We start from the raw sequence: 13,103 nt of genomic DNA, 5'->3' as shown, positions 1-13,103 counted from the left end.
TCGACGAGGCCCGCAAGGCCGCCGACAAGCGCCGTTCCGACGCCGCGGAACAGGCCGACGCGCTCATCGCCGAGGCGACGAGCGAGGCCGAGCGGCTCACCGCCGAGGCGATCGAGCTCATGGAGACGACCGAGCAGGACGCGCGGCGGCTCCGTACCGAGGCCGAGCAGGTCAAGATCGACGGGGAGGCGCACGCCCAGGCTCTGCGGACGGCCGCCCTCGCCGACGGCGAGCAGGTCCTCGACGAGGCCCGCAAGGCCGCCGACAAGCGCCGTTCCGACGCCGCGGAACAGGCCGACGCGCTCATCGCCGAGGCGACGAGCGAGGCCGAGCGGATCACCCGTGAGGCGGGCGAGCTGTCCGACGCGGTCATGGCGGACGCGCGCGCCGAGGCCGAGCGCGTCGCGGCGGAGGCCGCCGAGCGGGCGGGCCGGACCGTCGCGGAGGCCGAGCGTCACAAGGCCGAGGCGGCGGCCGAGGCGACCGCGACCGTGGGCGCCGCGCAGCAGGACGCCGAGCGGATCCGCGCGGAGTCGAAGCAGGTGCAGGCGGATGCCGAGGCGGCGGCCGAGCAGATGCGCTCGGAGGCCCGCGAGGAGGCGGACCGGACGCTGGACGAGGCCCGGGACGCCGGCGCGCGGAAGCGTTCGGACGCGGCCGAGCAGGCGGACCAGCTCATCGCCAAGGCCCAGGAGGAGGCGCTGCGCGCCACCACCGAGGCCGAGACGCAGGCGGACACCATGGTCGGCGCGGCCCGCAAGGAGGCCGAGCGGATCGTCGCCGAGGCGACCGTCGAGGGCAACTCGCTGGTGGAGAAGGCCCGTACGGACGCCGACGAACTGCTCGTCGGGGCGCGCAGCGACGCGACGGCCATCAGGGACCGGTCCGAGGAGCTGCGGAGCCGCGTCGAGGGCGAGATCGAGGAACTGCACGACCGGGCGCGGCGCGAGACGGCCGAACAGATGAAGACGGCCGGCGAGCGCGTCGACAAGCTGGTCAAGGCCGCCACGGAGCAGCGCACCGAGGCGGAGGAGAAGGCGAAGGAGCTCGTCTCCGAGGCGAGTTCCGAGGCGAGCAAGGTCCGTATCGCGGCGGTGCGGAAGGCGGAGGCGCTCCTCAAGGAGGCCGAGCAGAAGAAGGCTTCGCTCGTCGCGGAGGCCGAGGGCATCAAGGCGGAGGCCGAGCAGCTGCGGGCCGACGCGGAGGCCGAGGCCGCGAGGACCGTCGCGGAGGGCAAGCGGGAGCTGGAGGTGCTCGTGCGCCGACGCGAGGACATCAATGCCGAGATCTCCCGTGTCCAGGACGTGCTGGAGGCGTTGGAGTCTTTCGAGACGCCGTCGGCGGGGGCGAAGGACGGGCTCAAGGCGGGTGCGTCGACGGGGGCCACTCGTTCGAGTGGCAAGTCCCAGGACGGCTAGCCACTCAAAAGGCTGGACATTCTCCAGATCAAACGGGCATACGCTCGATGACACGCCGCTTCGGCCCCTAGGATTCCCTCTAACACCTCACCGGTCTCATTCGACAGGAAACCCATGAGCGACACTTCCTCCCCCTTCGGCTTCGAGCTCGTGCGGCGCGGTTACGACCGCGGTCAGGTGGACGACCGCATTACCAAGCTCGTTTCCGACCGTGACAGCGCGCTGTCCCGCATCACCTCACTGGAGAAGCGCATCGAGGAACTCCACCTCGAAACGCAGAACGCCCAGGCGCAGGTCACCGACGCGGAGCCGTCGTACGCCGGCCTCGGTGCCCGTGTCGAGAAGATCCTCCGCCTCGCCGAGGAGGAGGCGAAGGATCTCCGTGAGGAGGCTCGTCGCGCCGCCGAGCAGCACCGCGAGCTGGCCGAGTCGGCCGCCCAGCAGGTGCGCAACGACGCGGAGTCCTTCGCGTCCGAGCGGAAGACGAAGGCCGAGGACGAGGGCGTCCGGATCGTCGAGAAGGCGCAGGGCGAGGCCAACTCGCTGCGTGCCGAGGCGCAGAAGGACGCGCAGTCGAAGCGCGAGGAGGCGGACGCCCTCTTCGAGGAGACCCGCGCCAAGGCCGCCCAGGCCGCCGCGGACTTCGAGACCAACCTGGCGAAGCGCCGCGAGCAGTCGGAGCGGGACCTGGCCTCGCGTCAGGCGAAGGCCGAGAAGCGCCTGGCCGAGATCGAGCACCGCGCCGAGCAGCTCCGGCTGGAGGCCGAGAAGCTGCGTACGGACGCGGAGCGCCGCGCCCGTCAGACGGTGGAGACCGCGCAGCGCCAGGCCGAGGACATCGTGGCCGACGCGAACGCGAAGGCCGACCGGATCCGCAGCGAATCGGAGCGCGAGCTCGCGGCGCTGACGAACCGCCGCGACTCGATCAACGCCCAGCTGACCAACGTCCGCGAGATGCTGGCGACCCTGACGGGTGCCGCGGTCGCGGCAGCCGGCTCCCCGATCGACGACGAGCGCGCGGCCGGCGTCCCGGCCCAGCAGTCCCGCTGACAAGGCGTCGCGGCAACGCGTACGCAGCGCCTCTCAGGACCCCCTGTCACTCCGGTGGCGGGGGGTTTTGTGCGCCCTTAGGTTGGTACGCATGATCGAGCTTGAGGGCCTGACCAAGCGTTACGGGGACAAGACAGCGGTCGACCATCTCTCCTTCCAGGTCCGGCCGGGCGTCATCACCGGCTTCCTCGGGCCGAACGGGGCGGGCAAGTCGACGACGATGCGGATGATGCTCGATCTGGACAACCCGACCAGCGGTACGGTCCGGATCGACGGCAAGCACTACCGGGACCTCGAAGAGCCGCTCAAGTACATCGGCGCGCTGCTCGACGCCAAGGCGATGAACGGCGGGCGTTCCGCGTACAACAACCTCCTGTGTCTCGCCCAGTCCAACCGGATCCCGCGGAGCCGGGTGGGCGAGGTGCTCGATCTGGTGGGTCTGACGGCGGTCGCGCGGAAGAAGTCGAAGGGTTTCTCCCTCGGCATGGGGCAGCGGCTCGGTATCGCCTCGGCGTTGCTCGGTGATCCCGAGATCCTGATGTTCGACGAACCCGTCAATGGTCTGGACCCCGAGGGAATTCACTGGATCCGCAATCTGATGAAGGCCTTGGCCGGCGAGGGCCGGACGATCTTCGTCTCCAGCCATCTGATGAGTGAAATGGCGCTGACGGCCGATCATCTGATCGTGATCGGGCAGGGAAAGCTGCTGGCCGACACGTCGATGGCGGATTTCATCCAGCAGAATTCGCGGAGCTATGTGCGACTGCGCTCACCGCAGCAGGAGCGCCTGCGGGACGTCCTCCACGCCAACGGGTTCGTGGCGGTCGAGGCGGGCAACGGCACCCTTGAGGTGGACGGGGCGACCACCGAGAAGCTGGGCGAGCTGGCGGCCGCGAACCAGCTCGTCCTGCACGAACTGAGCTCGCAGCGCGCCTCCCTCGAAGAAGCGTTCATGCAGATGACGGCCGGCGCGGTGGAGTACCACGCGCACGGCACCGACGTACACGGCGCCGCGACGGCGCCCGGCCCCCGGTGGGGCTCGACCTCCGAGGGAGCCTGAAGATGGCAGCGGCAACCGCGGTCCTCCAGTCCGAGTGGACCAAGATCCGGACGGTGTCGTCGACGGTCTGGACGCTGGCGAGCGCCCTCCTCGTCACGGTGGCGATGAGCGCGGCGCTGTGCGCGCTCGTCAACTCCACCTTCGACGATCTGAGCCAGGCCGAACAGCTCACCTTCGACCCGACCTTCGTCAGCTTCTCCGGGATGATCCTCGGTCAGCTGGCGATGGTCGTCTTCGGCGTGCTGGTGGTGGGGACCGAGTACTCCTCCGGCATGATCCGCACCTCGCTCGCCGCCGTGCCGCAGCGCGCGACCTTCCTCTTCTCGAAGATCGCGGTGGCCGGCGGTCTGGCGCTGCTGGTGGGCCTCGTGACGAGCTTCCTCTCCTTCTTCCTGGGGCAGGCGCTGCTCGGCGGCCACCGGACCTCGATCGGCGAGGACAACGTGCTGCGGGCGGTGATCGGCGCCGGGATCTACATGGGCCTGATCGCGCTGTTCTCCATGGGCGTGGCCGCGATGCTGCGCTCGTCGATGCTCGCGCTCGGCATCCTCGTGCCCTTCTTCTTCCTGATCTCCCAGATCCTGGCGGCGGTGCCGAAGGCGAAGGAGGTCGCCAAGTACTTCCCCGACCAGGCCGGCGCGAAGATCATGCAGGTCGTCCCCGACGCCATGAACAGCGAGGAGGCCCCGTACGGGCCGTGGGGCGGGCTCGGGATCATGCTGATCTGGGTGGTGGCCGCGCTCGCAGGCGGCTACCTGGTGATGAAGAAGCGCGACGCCTGAGTCCCTTCCGCTTCTCTTCCGCTTCTCTCCCACTTCGCCGGAACCGTCAACGGCTGGATAAGCTCCTCATTCATACGGGGGGCTCCGGCCGACGGCCGCCACGCCCCGACACGGATGCGACGACCTGTCGATGGGGCTGGAGAATGATCGAGGCAGTCGGCCTGACGAAGCGCTACGGCGCCAAGACGGCCGTGTACAACCTTTCCTTCCAGGTGAGGCCCGGTGTGGTCACCGGCTTCCTGGGCCCCAACGGGTCCGGGAAGTCGACGACGATGCGCATGATCCTCGGGCTCGACCGGCCCAGCGCGGGTCATGTGACCATCGGTGGCCACCCCTTCCGGCAGCTCCCGAACGCGCCCCGGCAGGTCGGCGCGCTGCTCGACGCCAAGGCCGTGCACGGCGGCCGGAGCGCGCGCAGCCACCTGCTGTCGCTCGCCCAGCTGGCCGGCATCCCGGCGCAGCGGGTCGACGAGGTCCTCGGCGTCGTCGGCCTCCAGGACGTGGCCAAGCGGCGCTCGAACGGCTTCTCGCTCGGCATGGGCCAGCGGCTCGGCATCGCGGCGGCGCTCCTCGGCGACCCGCAGGTGCTGCTCTTCGACGAGCCGGTCAACGGCCTGGACCCGGAGGGCATCCTCTGGGTCCGTAACCTGATGAAGAAGCTGGCCTCCGAGGGCCGGACCGTCTTCGTCTCCAGCCACCTCATGAGCGAGATGGCGCTGACGGCGGACCACCTGATCGTGATCGGCCGGGGGCAGCTGCTCGCGGACATGAGCGTCACGGACTTCATCTCGGCGAACTCCGCCGACTTCGCCCGGGTGCGGACGCCGCAGATCGAGCCGGCGCAGCGGGAGAAGCTGACGACGACGCTCATGGAGGCCGGCGGCCAGGTGCTGTCCGAGCCGGACGGCGCGCTGCGCGTGACGGGTCTGCCCCTGCCGAGGATCAGCGACCTGGCGCACGAGGCGGACGTACGGCTCTGGGAGCTCTCCCCGCACCAGGCCTCCCTGGAGGAGGCGTACATGCGGATGACGCAGGGCGCGGTGGACTACCGCTCCACCGACGACCGGCTCGCCCACCTCCAGGCGCCGCTTCAGCCCGGACAGCCGGGGTACGGGATGCCGCAGCAGCAGCCGGTGGCACCCGAGGTGTCGCAGCAGGGCTGGTACGCCCCGCCGCCGCCCGGGCAGAACCCGTACGCCGGGGCTCCGCAGGCGCCCGCGCCCGGCCCGTACGCCACGCCGCAGCCGGCCGCGCAGAGCGCGCCGGTCGCCCCGGCCACTCCGGCCGCCCCGCCGACCGCTCCGGCCGTTCCGCAGCCGGGCACCCCGCAGCCGAGCGACACCACCAAGGACGCCCGATGACCGCCCCCACCCACCACCACGCTCCGGCGCAGCACGCCTACGTCTCCCCGATCCCGATGCGCAGGGCGCACCTCGGTGATGCCCTCGCCTCCGAGTGGACGAAGATCCGCTCGGTCCGGTCGACGATCTGGACGCTCGGCGTCATGATCCTGCTGATGCTGGCCATCGGCCTGGGGGTGGCGGCGATCGCCTCTGCCTCCGAGGCGCCGATGGGCGAGGAGTCCGCGCTCGGCTTCGGCTTCTTCGGGATGCTTCCCGCGTCGATCTGCGTGATCACGCTCGGGGTCCTGACGGTCGCCTCCGAGTACGGCACCGGCATGATCCGCACGACCCTGACCGCCTGCCCGACCCGTGCGCGGGTGCTGACGGCGAAGGCGATCGTCTTCTTCCTGCTGGTCTTCACGGTCACCACCGTCTTCGCGACGCTGGTGGCGGTGGCCCAGGTCGCCATGGTCGACGCGCGGGAACCCACGTCCGCGGAATGGCTGCGGGCGACGGTCGGAGCGGGCGCCTACCTGGCCCTGCTCGGTCTGCTGTCGCTGGCGCTCGGGACGCTCATCCGGCACTCCGCCGGTGCGATCACCGTCATGATCGGTCTGCTGCTGCTTCCGCTGGTGGCGGCGCTGTTCATGTTCTCGGAGGCGCTCAGGTCCGTGCAGGAGGCGCTCTTCACCTACGCGATCCCCTCGCAGATGATCGCGTTGTACAGCGAGCGCCCGCCGTTCGGCGACAGCGGCCCGGCGGGCTGGGAGCCGCTGCTGATCATGGGCGGCGTCGCGGCCGCGGCGCTGGCCGGCGCCTACGCCCTGCTGAACAGCCGCGACGTGTAAGGACGGCCGCTGGTACGTCCGTACCTCGGCGTACCTCAGTACCTCGGCGCGTTCCGGGACCGCTGCACCCTGCTGGTGCGGCGGTCCTTCGCGTTCCAGCAGGCCTTGTGCCAGTGGCGCCGGTCGTCCACTCCCCCGTACTCGGGCCACGCGACGACGTGCGGGGCACCGGACGAGATCTCCTGGTCGCAGCCGGGGCAGCGGTAGCGCTTGCCGGGCGAGCTCGCTCCGGCGACGAGGCGGACGTACCACTCCTCGCCCTGCCAGGTCTCGCTGCGCTGCACGCCGCCGTACCGGTCGCCGGGTTCGCCCTGCCGCTGCTCGGGCTTCTCGCCGCCTCGGGAGCGGTTGTGGCGCGGGGACACGGGCACACCTCACGGGGTCTGGGAACACGGACCGTTCTCTCAAGCCTACGGGCCGCGACCCGGTGCCCCGGGCCCGGTCCGCGGCGGCTTAGCCGAAAATCGCAAGAACTTCATGAAGGACCGTTGCCTTTGGCACGTGTCAGACGTTGGTGCCAGTGCGAGGGGAGATACGCGTCGGCCGCAAGGAGGCAGAAGGCGATGCGCGTGGGTACGTTCGTTCTGGCCGCCCAGTTCCCGGGCCAGGGACAGGGAGAGGCCTTGCACCGGGCGGTGCGGACCGCCGAGGTCGCCGAAGAGGCGGGGCTCGATTCCGTCTGGCTCGCCGAGCACCATTTCGTGCCGTACGGGGTCTGCCCCTCGGCCGTGACGCTCGCCGCGCTGCTCCTCGGGCGCACCCGGCGGCTGCGGGTGGGCACGGCGGTGAGTGTGCTGCCGACCGTCCACCCGGTCGCCCTGGGAGAGCAGGCGGCGCTGCTGCACCTCACGTCGGGCGGCAGGTTCACCCTCGGGGTGGGCCGGGGCGGGCCCTGGGTCGACCTGGAGGTGTTCGGCGCGGGTCTGGCGGCGTACGAGGGGGGCTTCCCCGAATCGCTCGACCTGCTGCTGCGGTGGCTGGGGGAGCCCCGGGTGGGTGCCGAGGGGGAACGATTCGCTTTCCGTGAGGTGGCGGTGGTGCCCCGCGCCGACGAGCTGATCGGCGGTGCGGCGGGTCCCGAGGTGGTGGTGGCCTGCACCTCGCCGAAGAGCGTGCGGCTCGCCGCGGAGCGCGGGCTTCCGATGCTGCTCGGGATGCACTGCGGCGATGAGGACAAGGCCGAGATGGTCGCGGCCTGGGCGCGCTGTGCGCAGGAGGCCGGGCGGGACCCGGACGAGATCGCGCGGATCGGCGCCGGGCACGTCTCGGCGGGGGTGGTCCAGCTCGCGGACCGGGGCGCGGACGCGGCCGAGGCGCTGGTGAAGGCGATGCCGGGCTGGCTGAAGCAGGGACTCGACGCGCACGTGACGGTCGACGGCCGGCATCGGGCGATGCGGGACCCCGTGGCGTACACGGAGCTGCTGTGCCGGCTGCACCCGGTGGGTACCCCGCGGGTGGCGGCCGACCGGCTCGCGGCGACGGCGGAGCGTACGGGCATCACGCGGTTCGCACTGCTGGCGGAAGGCTCGGGCGACCTCGCGGCGACCGAGGAGAACGTCCGGCGGCTCGGCGCCGAGGTCCTCCCGCTGCTTGTCTGAGGCCCGGCGGAGAGCTTGTGCTGCCGCTCCGGCATCTCTTCGTGGTCGACCGGTGTCGACGCGTGTCGGCACGCGTCGACCACGTCTCCCGCGATGCGGAGCGGCAGCACCATGTCTCAGCAGTCGCGCATTTCCGGCGACTGGTTGAGCAGCTGTCCCCGTACGGACGTGAAGCGGGCGAGCCGCTCGTCCACCGACGGGTCCAGCGGGAACACCGCCACGCGGTGGCAGTTCTGGAAGGCGAGACGCACCCCGAAGTGCCGCTGAAGCGCGCCACGAATGGCGTCGCTCGCGAGCGCGCGCAGCAGCTGACCACGTGCCTGCTCATTCGGCGGCGGCGTCTGGTTGTCGGCGAACTCTCCGCCGTCGACCTTCAGCTGAGCCACCAGAGAACTGATCATCTCCCATGCGTAGGGCAGGGAGGTCCGGACGCAGTCGACGAAGTCGGCTTCGTCGACCTCGCCTCGCTCGGCCTGTTCCAACAGTGCCGGTGAGACGTCGAGCGACATGGGTTCTCCTCTCGCGACCCCGCGGACGGGGCCTTGCGGGCAGGGGCGAAGGCCGGGCCGTGCGCCACGCAGCGTGCACGGACGACGACCTCCAGCTTCCACGGTAAGCGCGCAGACCTGGTCGCACCAGAAGATTGGGAACACAACAGGCTGATAACCGACGGGTGTTCGGCTCAGGATGATGCCCGAATCGCGCGGAAGAGCGCCCGTCTTGTAGCGTTGCGGACCATGCGTCTCGTCATTGCCCGTTGCTCCGTGGACTACGCGGGTCGACTCACGGCCCACCTGCCCTCCGCGCCCCGTCTGATCCTGATCAAGGCCGATGGGAGCGTCTCGATCCACGCGGACGACCGGGCGTACAAACCGCTCAACTGGATGTCCCCGCCGTGCACGCTCAAGGAGGGTGCGGACGGCGAGGCGGGCATCTGGACCGTGATCAACAAAGCGGGCGAGAAACTGATCATCACGATGGAGGAAATCCTCCACGATTCCTCGCACGAGCTCGGTGTGGACCCCGGTCTCATCAAGGACGGCGTGGAGGCCCACCTCCAGGAGCTGCTCGCCGACCGCATCGAGACCCTCGGCGAGGGGTACACCCTGATCCGCCGCGAGTACCCGACGGCGATCGGCCCGGTCGACATCCTGTGCCGCGACGCGGACGGCGGGACGGTCGCGGTGGAGATCAAGCGGCGCGGTGAGATCGACGGCGTCGAGCAGCTGACCCGCTACCTGGAGCTGCTCAACCGCGATCCGCACCTGGCCCCCGTGAAGGGCGTCTTCGCGGCGCAGGAGATCAAGCCGCAGGCGAAGGTGCTCGCGACGGACCGCGGGATCGGCTGCGTGGTCCTCGACTACAACGCGATGCGCGGCATCGAGGACGACAAGCTCCGGCTCTTCTAAGAGCCCGGTACGAGCGATACGAAGCGGCCCTCAGCGGTACGAAGCGGTACGAGTACGGGGACGGCCCCGGGTGCGGTGAGCGCGCCCGGGGCCGTCCCCGTCTCCGTACGCCGGTCAGGCGGTCGTCGTCTCCGACGACGCGGGGCTGTCGGAGGCGGAGGGGCCGCCGCCGAGGGTCGCCGAGGCGGAGTTGCTCGGGGAGTTCTCCCCCGTCGCCGGAGGGCTGGTCGTCGGCGGCGGCGTGGTCGTCTGGGGCGGGGTCGTCGGCGGGGTGGTCGTCGGAGGCGACGGCGTCGTGGTCGTCGGAGCCGGGCTCGACGAGGTCGGACGCGGCCCGCCGGTGGTGGCCGACGGGCCCGACGGCGGCCGGGTCGTGGTGGGGGCGGTGGTGCCCGTCGGGCTGTCCGAGGGCGACGAGGGCGGCGGCGATGCCGGATCCGACGACGCACTCGGCGCGTCCGACGAGCTCGGGGAGCCGCTGCTGCCGGGGCTCGTCGGCGCGTTCGACGGCGAGGTGCCGTCGGAGCCCGAGGGGCTCGGGGAGCCGGAGTGCGTGGGCTCGCCCGTCTCGCCGGGGTCGCCCGTCTCGCCGCTCTCGCCCGCCTCGCCCTCGGCCGGCGGCTCGCCGTCGTCGAGGCCGTCGTCGGTGCCGCCGCTGTCCTCGGTCGCCGTGCTGTCGGAGGTGACGCGGTTCGTGGCGGGGTCCTCGCCGTTGCCGGAGGTGGCGCCGAGGGTGACGACGGTGCCGAGGACGGCCACCAGGAGCGCGCCCGCACCGACGGCGGCGAGGTTGCGGCGGGCTCCGGTGAGGATGCCGCCCTTGAGACCCGGGCGGGCGCCGCTCTGGACGCTGTCGGGGCGCGTGATGAGCGTCGGGCCCTCGTCGGCGAAGTCCGGGAACGCGGGGATCGCGGAGGCCGGGGGAACCGCCTGCCTCCGCACGGGACCGCCGGGCAGCGGGGCCGTGGGCGGCTCCGGCAGCGGGACCGGCGGCCGGGCGGTGGCGCGCCGCACGGCCGGCGTGCCGCGCGGCGGCGAGACGGGCTCCTCGGCGCGGGCCGCGACCGGGGTGCCGTGCTCTCCGGAGAGGTCGGCGACGAGGGCGAGCGCCCGGCGGCCTGCGACGGTGCCGCGCTTGTCGGCGAGCACTCCGCGCATCCCGATGGAGGCTTCCAGCTCGGCGCGGGCCCGCTCCAGGTTTCCGGCGCAGATCGCGAGGACGCCGAGCTCGTGGTGGAAGTACGCCTCCTCGGCGACGTCCCCGGTGAGCCGGGCGGCCTCCTGCCCGGCGCGCAGGGCCCGCTCCCAGGCGCCCCAGTGCAGTCCGGCGGCGAAGGCGGGCGCGGCGGCGCGGGCGAGGAGGACGGCGGTGGCCCGTCGCTCCGCGTCGGTGCCGGCCTCGGTGCCGGGGACGAGCCCGGCCAGGGCGGCGAGGAGGGCGTCGGACTCGGCGGCGGCGCGGTCGGGCGTGACGGAGGGGTGACCGGCCCACCAGGCGTAGTGCTGGGCGGTGGTGTGGACGCGGTCGGCGGCGTCCTGCGCGTACCCGTGGGCGAGGAGCTGGGTCAGGACCCCGGCGGCGAGCCGGTAGCGGGTGCCGACCGGGGAGAGCAGTCCGCAGGCGACGAGCTCGCCGAGGGCGGCGTCGGCGTGGGTGTCGCCGACGAGCGCCGGCAGGTGGGCCTGGTGCGGGACCTCGCCGCCCAGGGCCACGGCGAAGCGCAGGGCGGTCTGGGCGGAGCGGCTGAGGCGCGAGGCGAGCAGGGCGGCGGGGGCGGCGCCCTCGCCGAGGCTGGGCAGGGGTATCTCGCGGAGTTCGACGTCGGCGTCCTCGCCGTCGAACGCGGCGGCGGCGGCAGCGGCGGCCGCCGCGGGATCGGTCGGCCCGAAGGCCTCTTCGAGGGCGCCGAAGGCGTCGAACTCGGCCGGGGTGACGCGCAGCCGGTCGCGCTGGCGCAGCAGCGCCCCGGCCTGGACGAAGCGCAGGGGCAGTCCCTCGGACTCGAACCACAGGTCGCCGGCCCAGTTGGCCTCCTCGTCGGTGAGGGTGCGGCCGACGGCGCTCTCCAGGAGCTTGAGGGACGCGCCTCGGCCGAGCCCGGCGAGGGCGACCTCTTCCACGTGGGCGCCGGCCGAGGGGGCGGGCGCGTCGGGGGCGGCGGCGAGGAGGAAGGCGCACTCGGGGGCGGCGGCGAGGAGTTCGTCGAGGGCGGCGCCGCCGAACTCCAGGTCGTCGACCACGACGACGGCGCCGATGTCGCGGAGCCGGTCGAGGAGCGCGGGCCGGTCGGGCCGGTGGTTCGGGGCGTACCGGACGGCGGTGAACAGTTCGTGGAGGAGTTCGGTGGAGGTGCGGTGGTGGCCGGAGAGGCGGACGACGCCGTCGGGGGCGAGCTCCGCGCAGTCGGCGGCGACCGCGTCGAGGAGGGCGGTGCGGCCGGATCCGGCGGGGCCGGTCAGGCGGGCGGAGCGGCCGCGGGCGAGGATCTCGGCGAGCCGTTCGCGCTGCTCCTGGCGTTCGAGGAGGGGCAGCGCGGGGGCGGCGGGACCGGGCGGTACGGGCGGGGCCGTGGCGCGGGCGGCCTCGGCGCGCTCCTCGGGGGTGCGGCGGCGGGGGGCCGTGGGCTCCTGGCCCGGCGGGCAGGGTTCTATCTCGCTGCCGTCGACGGGGTTGACGGTGAGGAGCAGCTCGCCGGAGACGAGCCGGACGACGCGGGCGCGCGCGGGGGCCGCGGGCGAGCGCTCGGGCAGGGCGGAGCCGAGCGCGGGGCGGGCGTCCTCGCCCTCGGTGTCGTGACCGTACTGCTCCGACCCAGGGTTGATCGGGTCCATGGTCCAAGCCCCCAAGAAGCGGTGTCAGGTGCACGCCGGGTGGGTCCGTCAATGTGCAGGCGACCGAACCCTAGACCGTGGTCAGGCGCTCGGGAACAGCCGGGGTGCTCCGGAGACCAAGACGTCACGGTCTTGTGAGGATTGAGCGTGACGCCTGGTTCACACAGCTGCTTCACAGGGCCGTGTCCCCCCTGTCACCTCGGCCCGCCGGGCCCCGCCCGCACCGCGTCCGCCCGCTGGGTCCCGCCCGCACTGCGTCCCGCCGCGTCCGACCCGCACCGCGTCCCCGCATCGCGTCCGCCCGCCGGGTCCGACCGCACCGGTGTCACCCGCCGGGTCCGACCGCACCGGTGGCACCGGCCCGCTCACACCCGGGGCAGCGACTCCGCGGCGAGGCCGCCCTCGATGGCGAGGATGCGGTGGAGCCGGGTGGCCACGAGCAGCCGCTGCATCTGGGGCGGCACCCCGCGCAGCACGAGGCGCCGGCCGCAGCGGCCGGCCCTCCGGTGAGCGCCCATGATCACGCCGAGCCCGGTCGCGTCCCACGAGTCGAGGCCGGTCAGGTCGAGTACCAGATCGCCGACTCCGTCGTCGACGGCCGAGTGCAGGACCGTACGGGCGTCCGCCGCGCTGCGGACGTCGAGGCGGCCCCCGACGACCAGCTCGACGTGATCGCCCCTGATGTGCATATGCGCTCCCCGAGAGTGCTCCGTCTTCGCAACAACTGACTGCCGCGGCAGCAGAAGCGTTGCGCCTTGTCAGC

Annotated in this window: 11 protein-coding genes and 1 pseudogene; 8 read left to right on the top strand and 4 right to left on the bottom strand. The window is 72.6% G+C overall.

The window, feature by feature from the left end:
- The 6 genes and pseudogenes from ACFWWU_RS04405 to ACFWWU_RS04380 all read left to right on the top strand — a co-directional run.
- Window positions 1-1,418 (top strand): annotated as a pseudogene (locus ACFWWU_RS04405) (hypothetical protein); the annotation flags it as partial.
- 114 nt (window positions 1,419-1,532) lie between these two features.
- Complete coding sequence (locus tag ACFWWU_RS04400; protein WP_384138783.1) at window positions 1,533-2,468, top strand: cellulose-binding protein; 936 nt, start codon at window positions 1,533-1,535, stop codon at window positions 2,466-2,468.
- A gap of 91 nt (window positions 2,469-2,559) precedes the next feature.
- Complete coding sequence (locus ACFWWU_RS04395) at window positions 2,560-3,528, top strand: ABC transporter ATP-binding protein (RefSeq protein ID WP_384138780.1); 969 nt, start codon at window positions 2,560-2,562, stop codon at window positions 3,526-3,528.
- A gap of 2 nt (window positions 3,529-3,530) precedes the next feature.
- Window positions 3,531-4,310, top strand: a complete 780-nt coding sequence (locus ACFWWU_RS04390) for an ABC transporter permease (protein WP_384138777.1) — start codon at window positions 3,531-3,533, stop codon at window positions 4,308-4,310.
- A 143-nt stretch (window positions 4,311-4,453) separates the two neighbouring features.
- Window positions 4,454-5,671, top strand: a complete 1,218-nt coding sequence (locus ACFWWU_RS04385; protein WP_384138772.1) for an ATP-binding cassette domain-containing protein — start codon at window positions 4,454-4,456, stop codon at window positions 5,669-5,671.
- A complete protein-coding gene (locus ACFWWU_RS04380; protein ID WP_384138769.1) occupies window positions 5,668-6,501 on the top strand; it encodes an ABC transporter permease in 834 nt (277 codons plus the stop codon). The genes ACFWWU_RS04385 and ACFWWU_RS04380 overlap by 4 nt, the downstream gene beginning before the upstream one ends.
- Before the next feature lie 35 nt (window positions 6,502-6,536).
- On the opposite strand, the gene ACFWWU_RS04375 is transcribed toward ACFWWU_RS04380, so the two are convergent.
- Window positions 6,537-6,866 carry an ATP/GTP-binding protein gene (locus tag ACFWWU_RS04375; RefSeq protein ID WP_384138766.1) on the bottom strand — a complete coding sequence of 110 codons (330 nt, stop codon included), beginning with the start codon at window positions 6,864-6,866 and terminating at the stop codon, window positions 6,537-6,539.
- A 198-nt stretch (window positions 6,867-7,064) separates the two neighbouring features.
- Between ACFWWU_RS04375 and ACFWWU_RS04370 the strand changes: the two genes are divergently transcribed.
- Window positions 7,065-8,099: an LLM class flavin-dependent oxidoreductase gene (locus ACFWWU_RS04370; protein ID WP_384138763.1), complete on the top strand. Its 1,035-nt coding sequence runs from the start codon at window positions 7,065-7,067 to the stop codon at window positions 8,097-8,099.
- Window positions 8,100-8,215: 116 nt separating this feature from the next.
- On the opposite strand, the gene ACFWWU_RS04365 is transcribed toward ACFWWU_RS04370, so the two are convergent.
- Window positions 8,216-8,608, bottom strand: a complete 393-nt coding sequence (locus ACFWWU_RS04365) for an SCO5389 family protein (protein WP_267045883.1) — start codon at window positions 8,606-8,608, stop codon at window positions 8,216-8,218.
- Between the two features lie 228 nt (window positions 8,609-8,836).
- Here ACFWWU_RS04365 and nucS point away from each other — a divergent pair, with 228 nt between their 5' ends.
- On the top strand, window positions 8,837-9,508 hold the full coding sequence (nucS, locus tag ACFWWU_RS04360) for an endonuclease NucS (RefSeq protein WP_383387250.1): 672 nt from the start codon (window positions 8,837-8,839) through the stop codon (window positions 9,506-9,508).
- A gap of 114 nt (window positions 9,509-9,622) precedes the next feature.
- Here nucS and ACFWWU_RS04355 read toward each other — a convergent pair whose 3' ends face one another.
- Both ACFWWU_RS04355 and ACFWWU_RS04350 read right to left on the bottom strand, forming a co-directional pair.
- Window positions 9,623-12,340, bottom strand: coding sequence for an ATP-binding protein (locus tag ACFWWU_RS04355; RefSeq protein WP_384138760.1), 2,718 nt, complete (start codon window positions 12,338-12,340; stop codon window positions 9,623-9,625).
- 365 nt (window positions 12,341-12,705) lie between these two features.
- Window positions 12,706-13,029, bottom strand: coding sequence for an STAS domain-containing protein (locus ACFWWU_RS04350; protein ID WP_024761898.1), 324 nt, complete (start codon window positions 13,027-13,029; stop codon window positions 12,706-12,708).
- Window positions 13,030-13,103: the final 74 nt, after the last annotated feature.

Origin of the sequence: Streptomyces sp. NPDC058650 (assembly GCF_042717315.1) — a bacterium.
Lineage (GTDB): Bacteria > Actinomycetota > Actinomycetes > Streptomycetales > Streptomycetaceae > Streptomyces.
The sequence above is the reverse complement of the archived record's forward strand: the minus strand, read 5'-3'. Positions and strand labels throughout refer to the sequence as shown.

Excerpts from the sequence above, each read along its gene's own strand:
- ACFWWU_RS04400 (WP_384138783.1), top strand. The coding sequence starts at position 1,533 with ATGAGCGACACTTCCTCCCCCTTCGGCTTCGAGCTCGTGCGGCGCGGT.
- ACFWWU_RS04395 (WP_384138780.1), top strand. The coding sequence starts at position 2,560 with ATGATCGAGCTTGAGGGCCTGACCAAGCGTTACGGGGACAAGACAGCG.
- ACFWWU_RS04390 (WP_384138777.1), top strand. The coding sequence starts at position 3,531 with ATGGCAGCGGCAACCGCGGTCCTCCAGTCCGAGTGGACCAAGATCCGG.
- ACFWWU_RS04385 (WP_384138772.1), top strand. The coding sequence starts at position 4,454 with ATGATCGAGGCAGTCGGCCTGACGAAGCGCTACGGCGCCAAGACGGCC.
- ACFWWU_RS04380 (WP_384138769.1), top strand. The coding sequence starts at position 5,668 with ATGACCGCCCCCACCCACCACCACGCTCCGGCGCAGCACGCCTACGTC.
- ACFWWU_RS04370 (WP_384138763.1), top strand. The coding sequence starts at position 7,065 with ATGCGCGTGGGTACGTTCGTTCTGGCCGCCCAGTTCCCGGGCCAGGGA.
- ACFWWU_RS04365 (WP_267045883.1), bottom strand. The coding sequence starts at position 8,608 with ATGTCGCTCGACGTCTCACCGGCACTGTTGGAACAGGCCGAGCGAGGC.
- nucS (WP_383387250.1), top strand. The coding sequence starts at position 8,837 with ATGCGTCTCGTCATTGCCCGTTGCTCCGTGGACTACGCGGGTCGACTC.
- ACFWWU_RS04355 (WP_384138760.1), bottom strand. The coding sequence starts at position 12,340 with ATGGACCCGATCAACCCTGGGTCGGAGCAGTACGGTCACGACACCGAG.
- ACFWWU_RS04350 (WP_024761898.1), bottom strand. The coding sequence starts at position 13,029 with ATGCACATCAGGGGCGATCACGTCGAGCTGGTCGTCGGGGGCCGCCTC.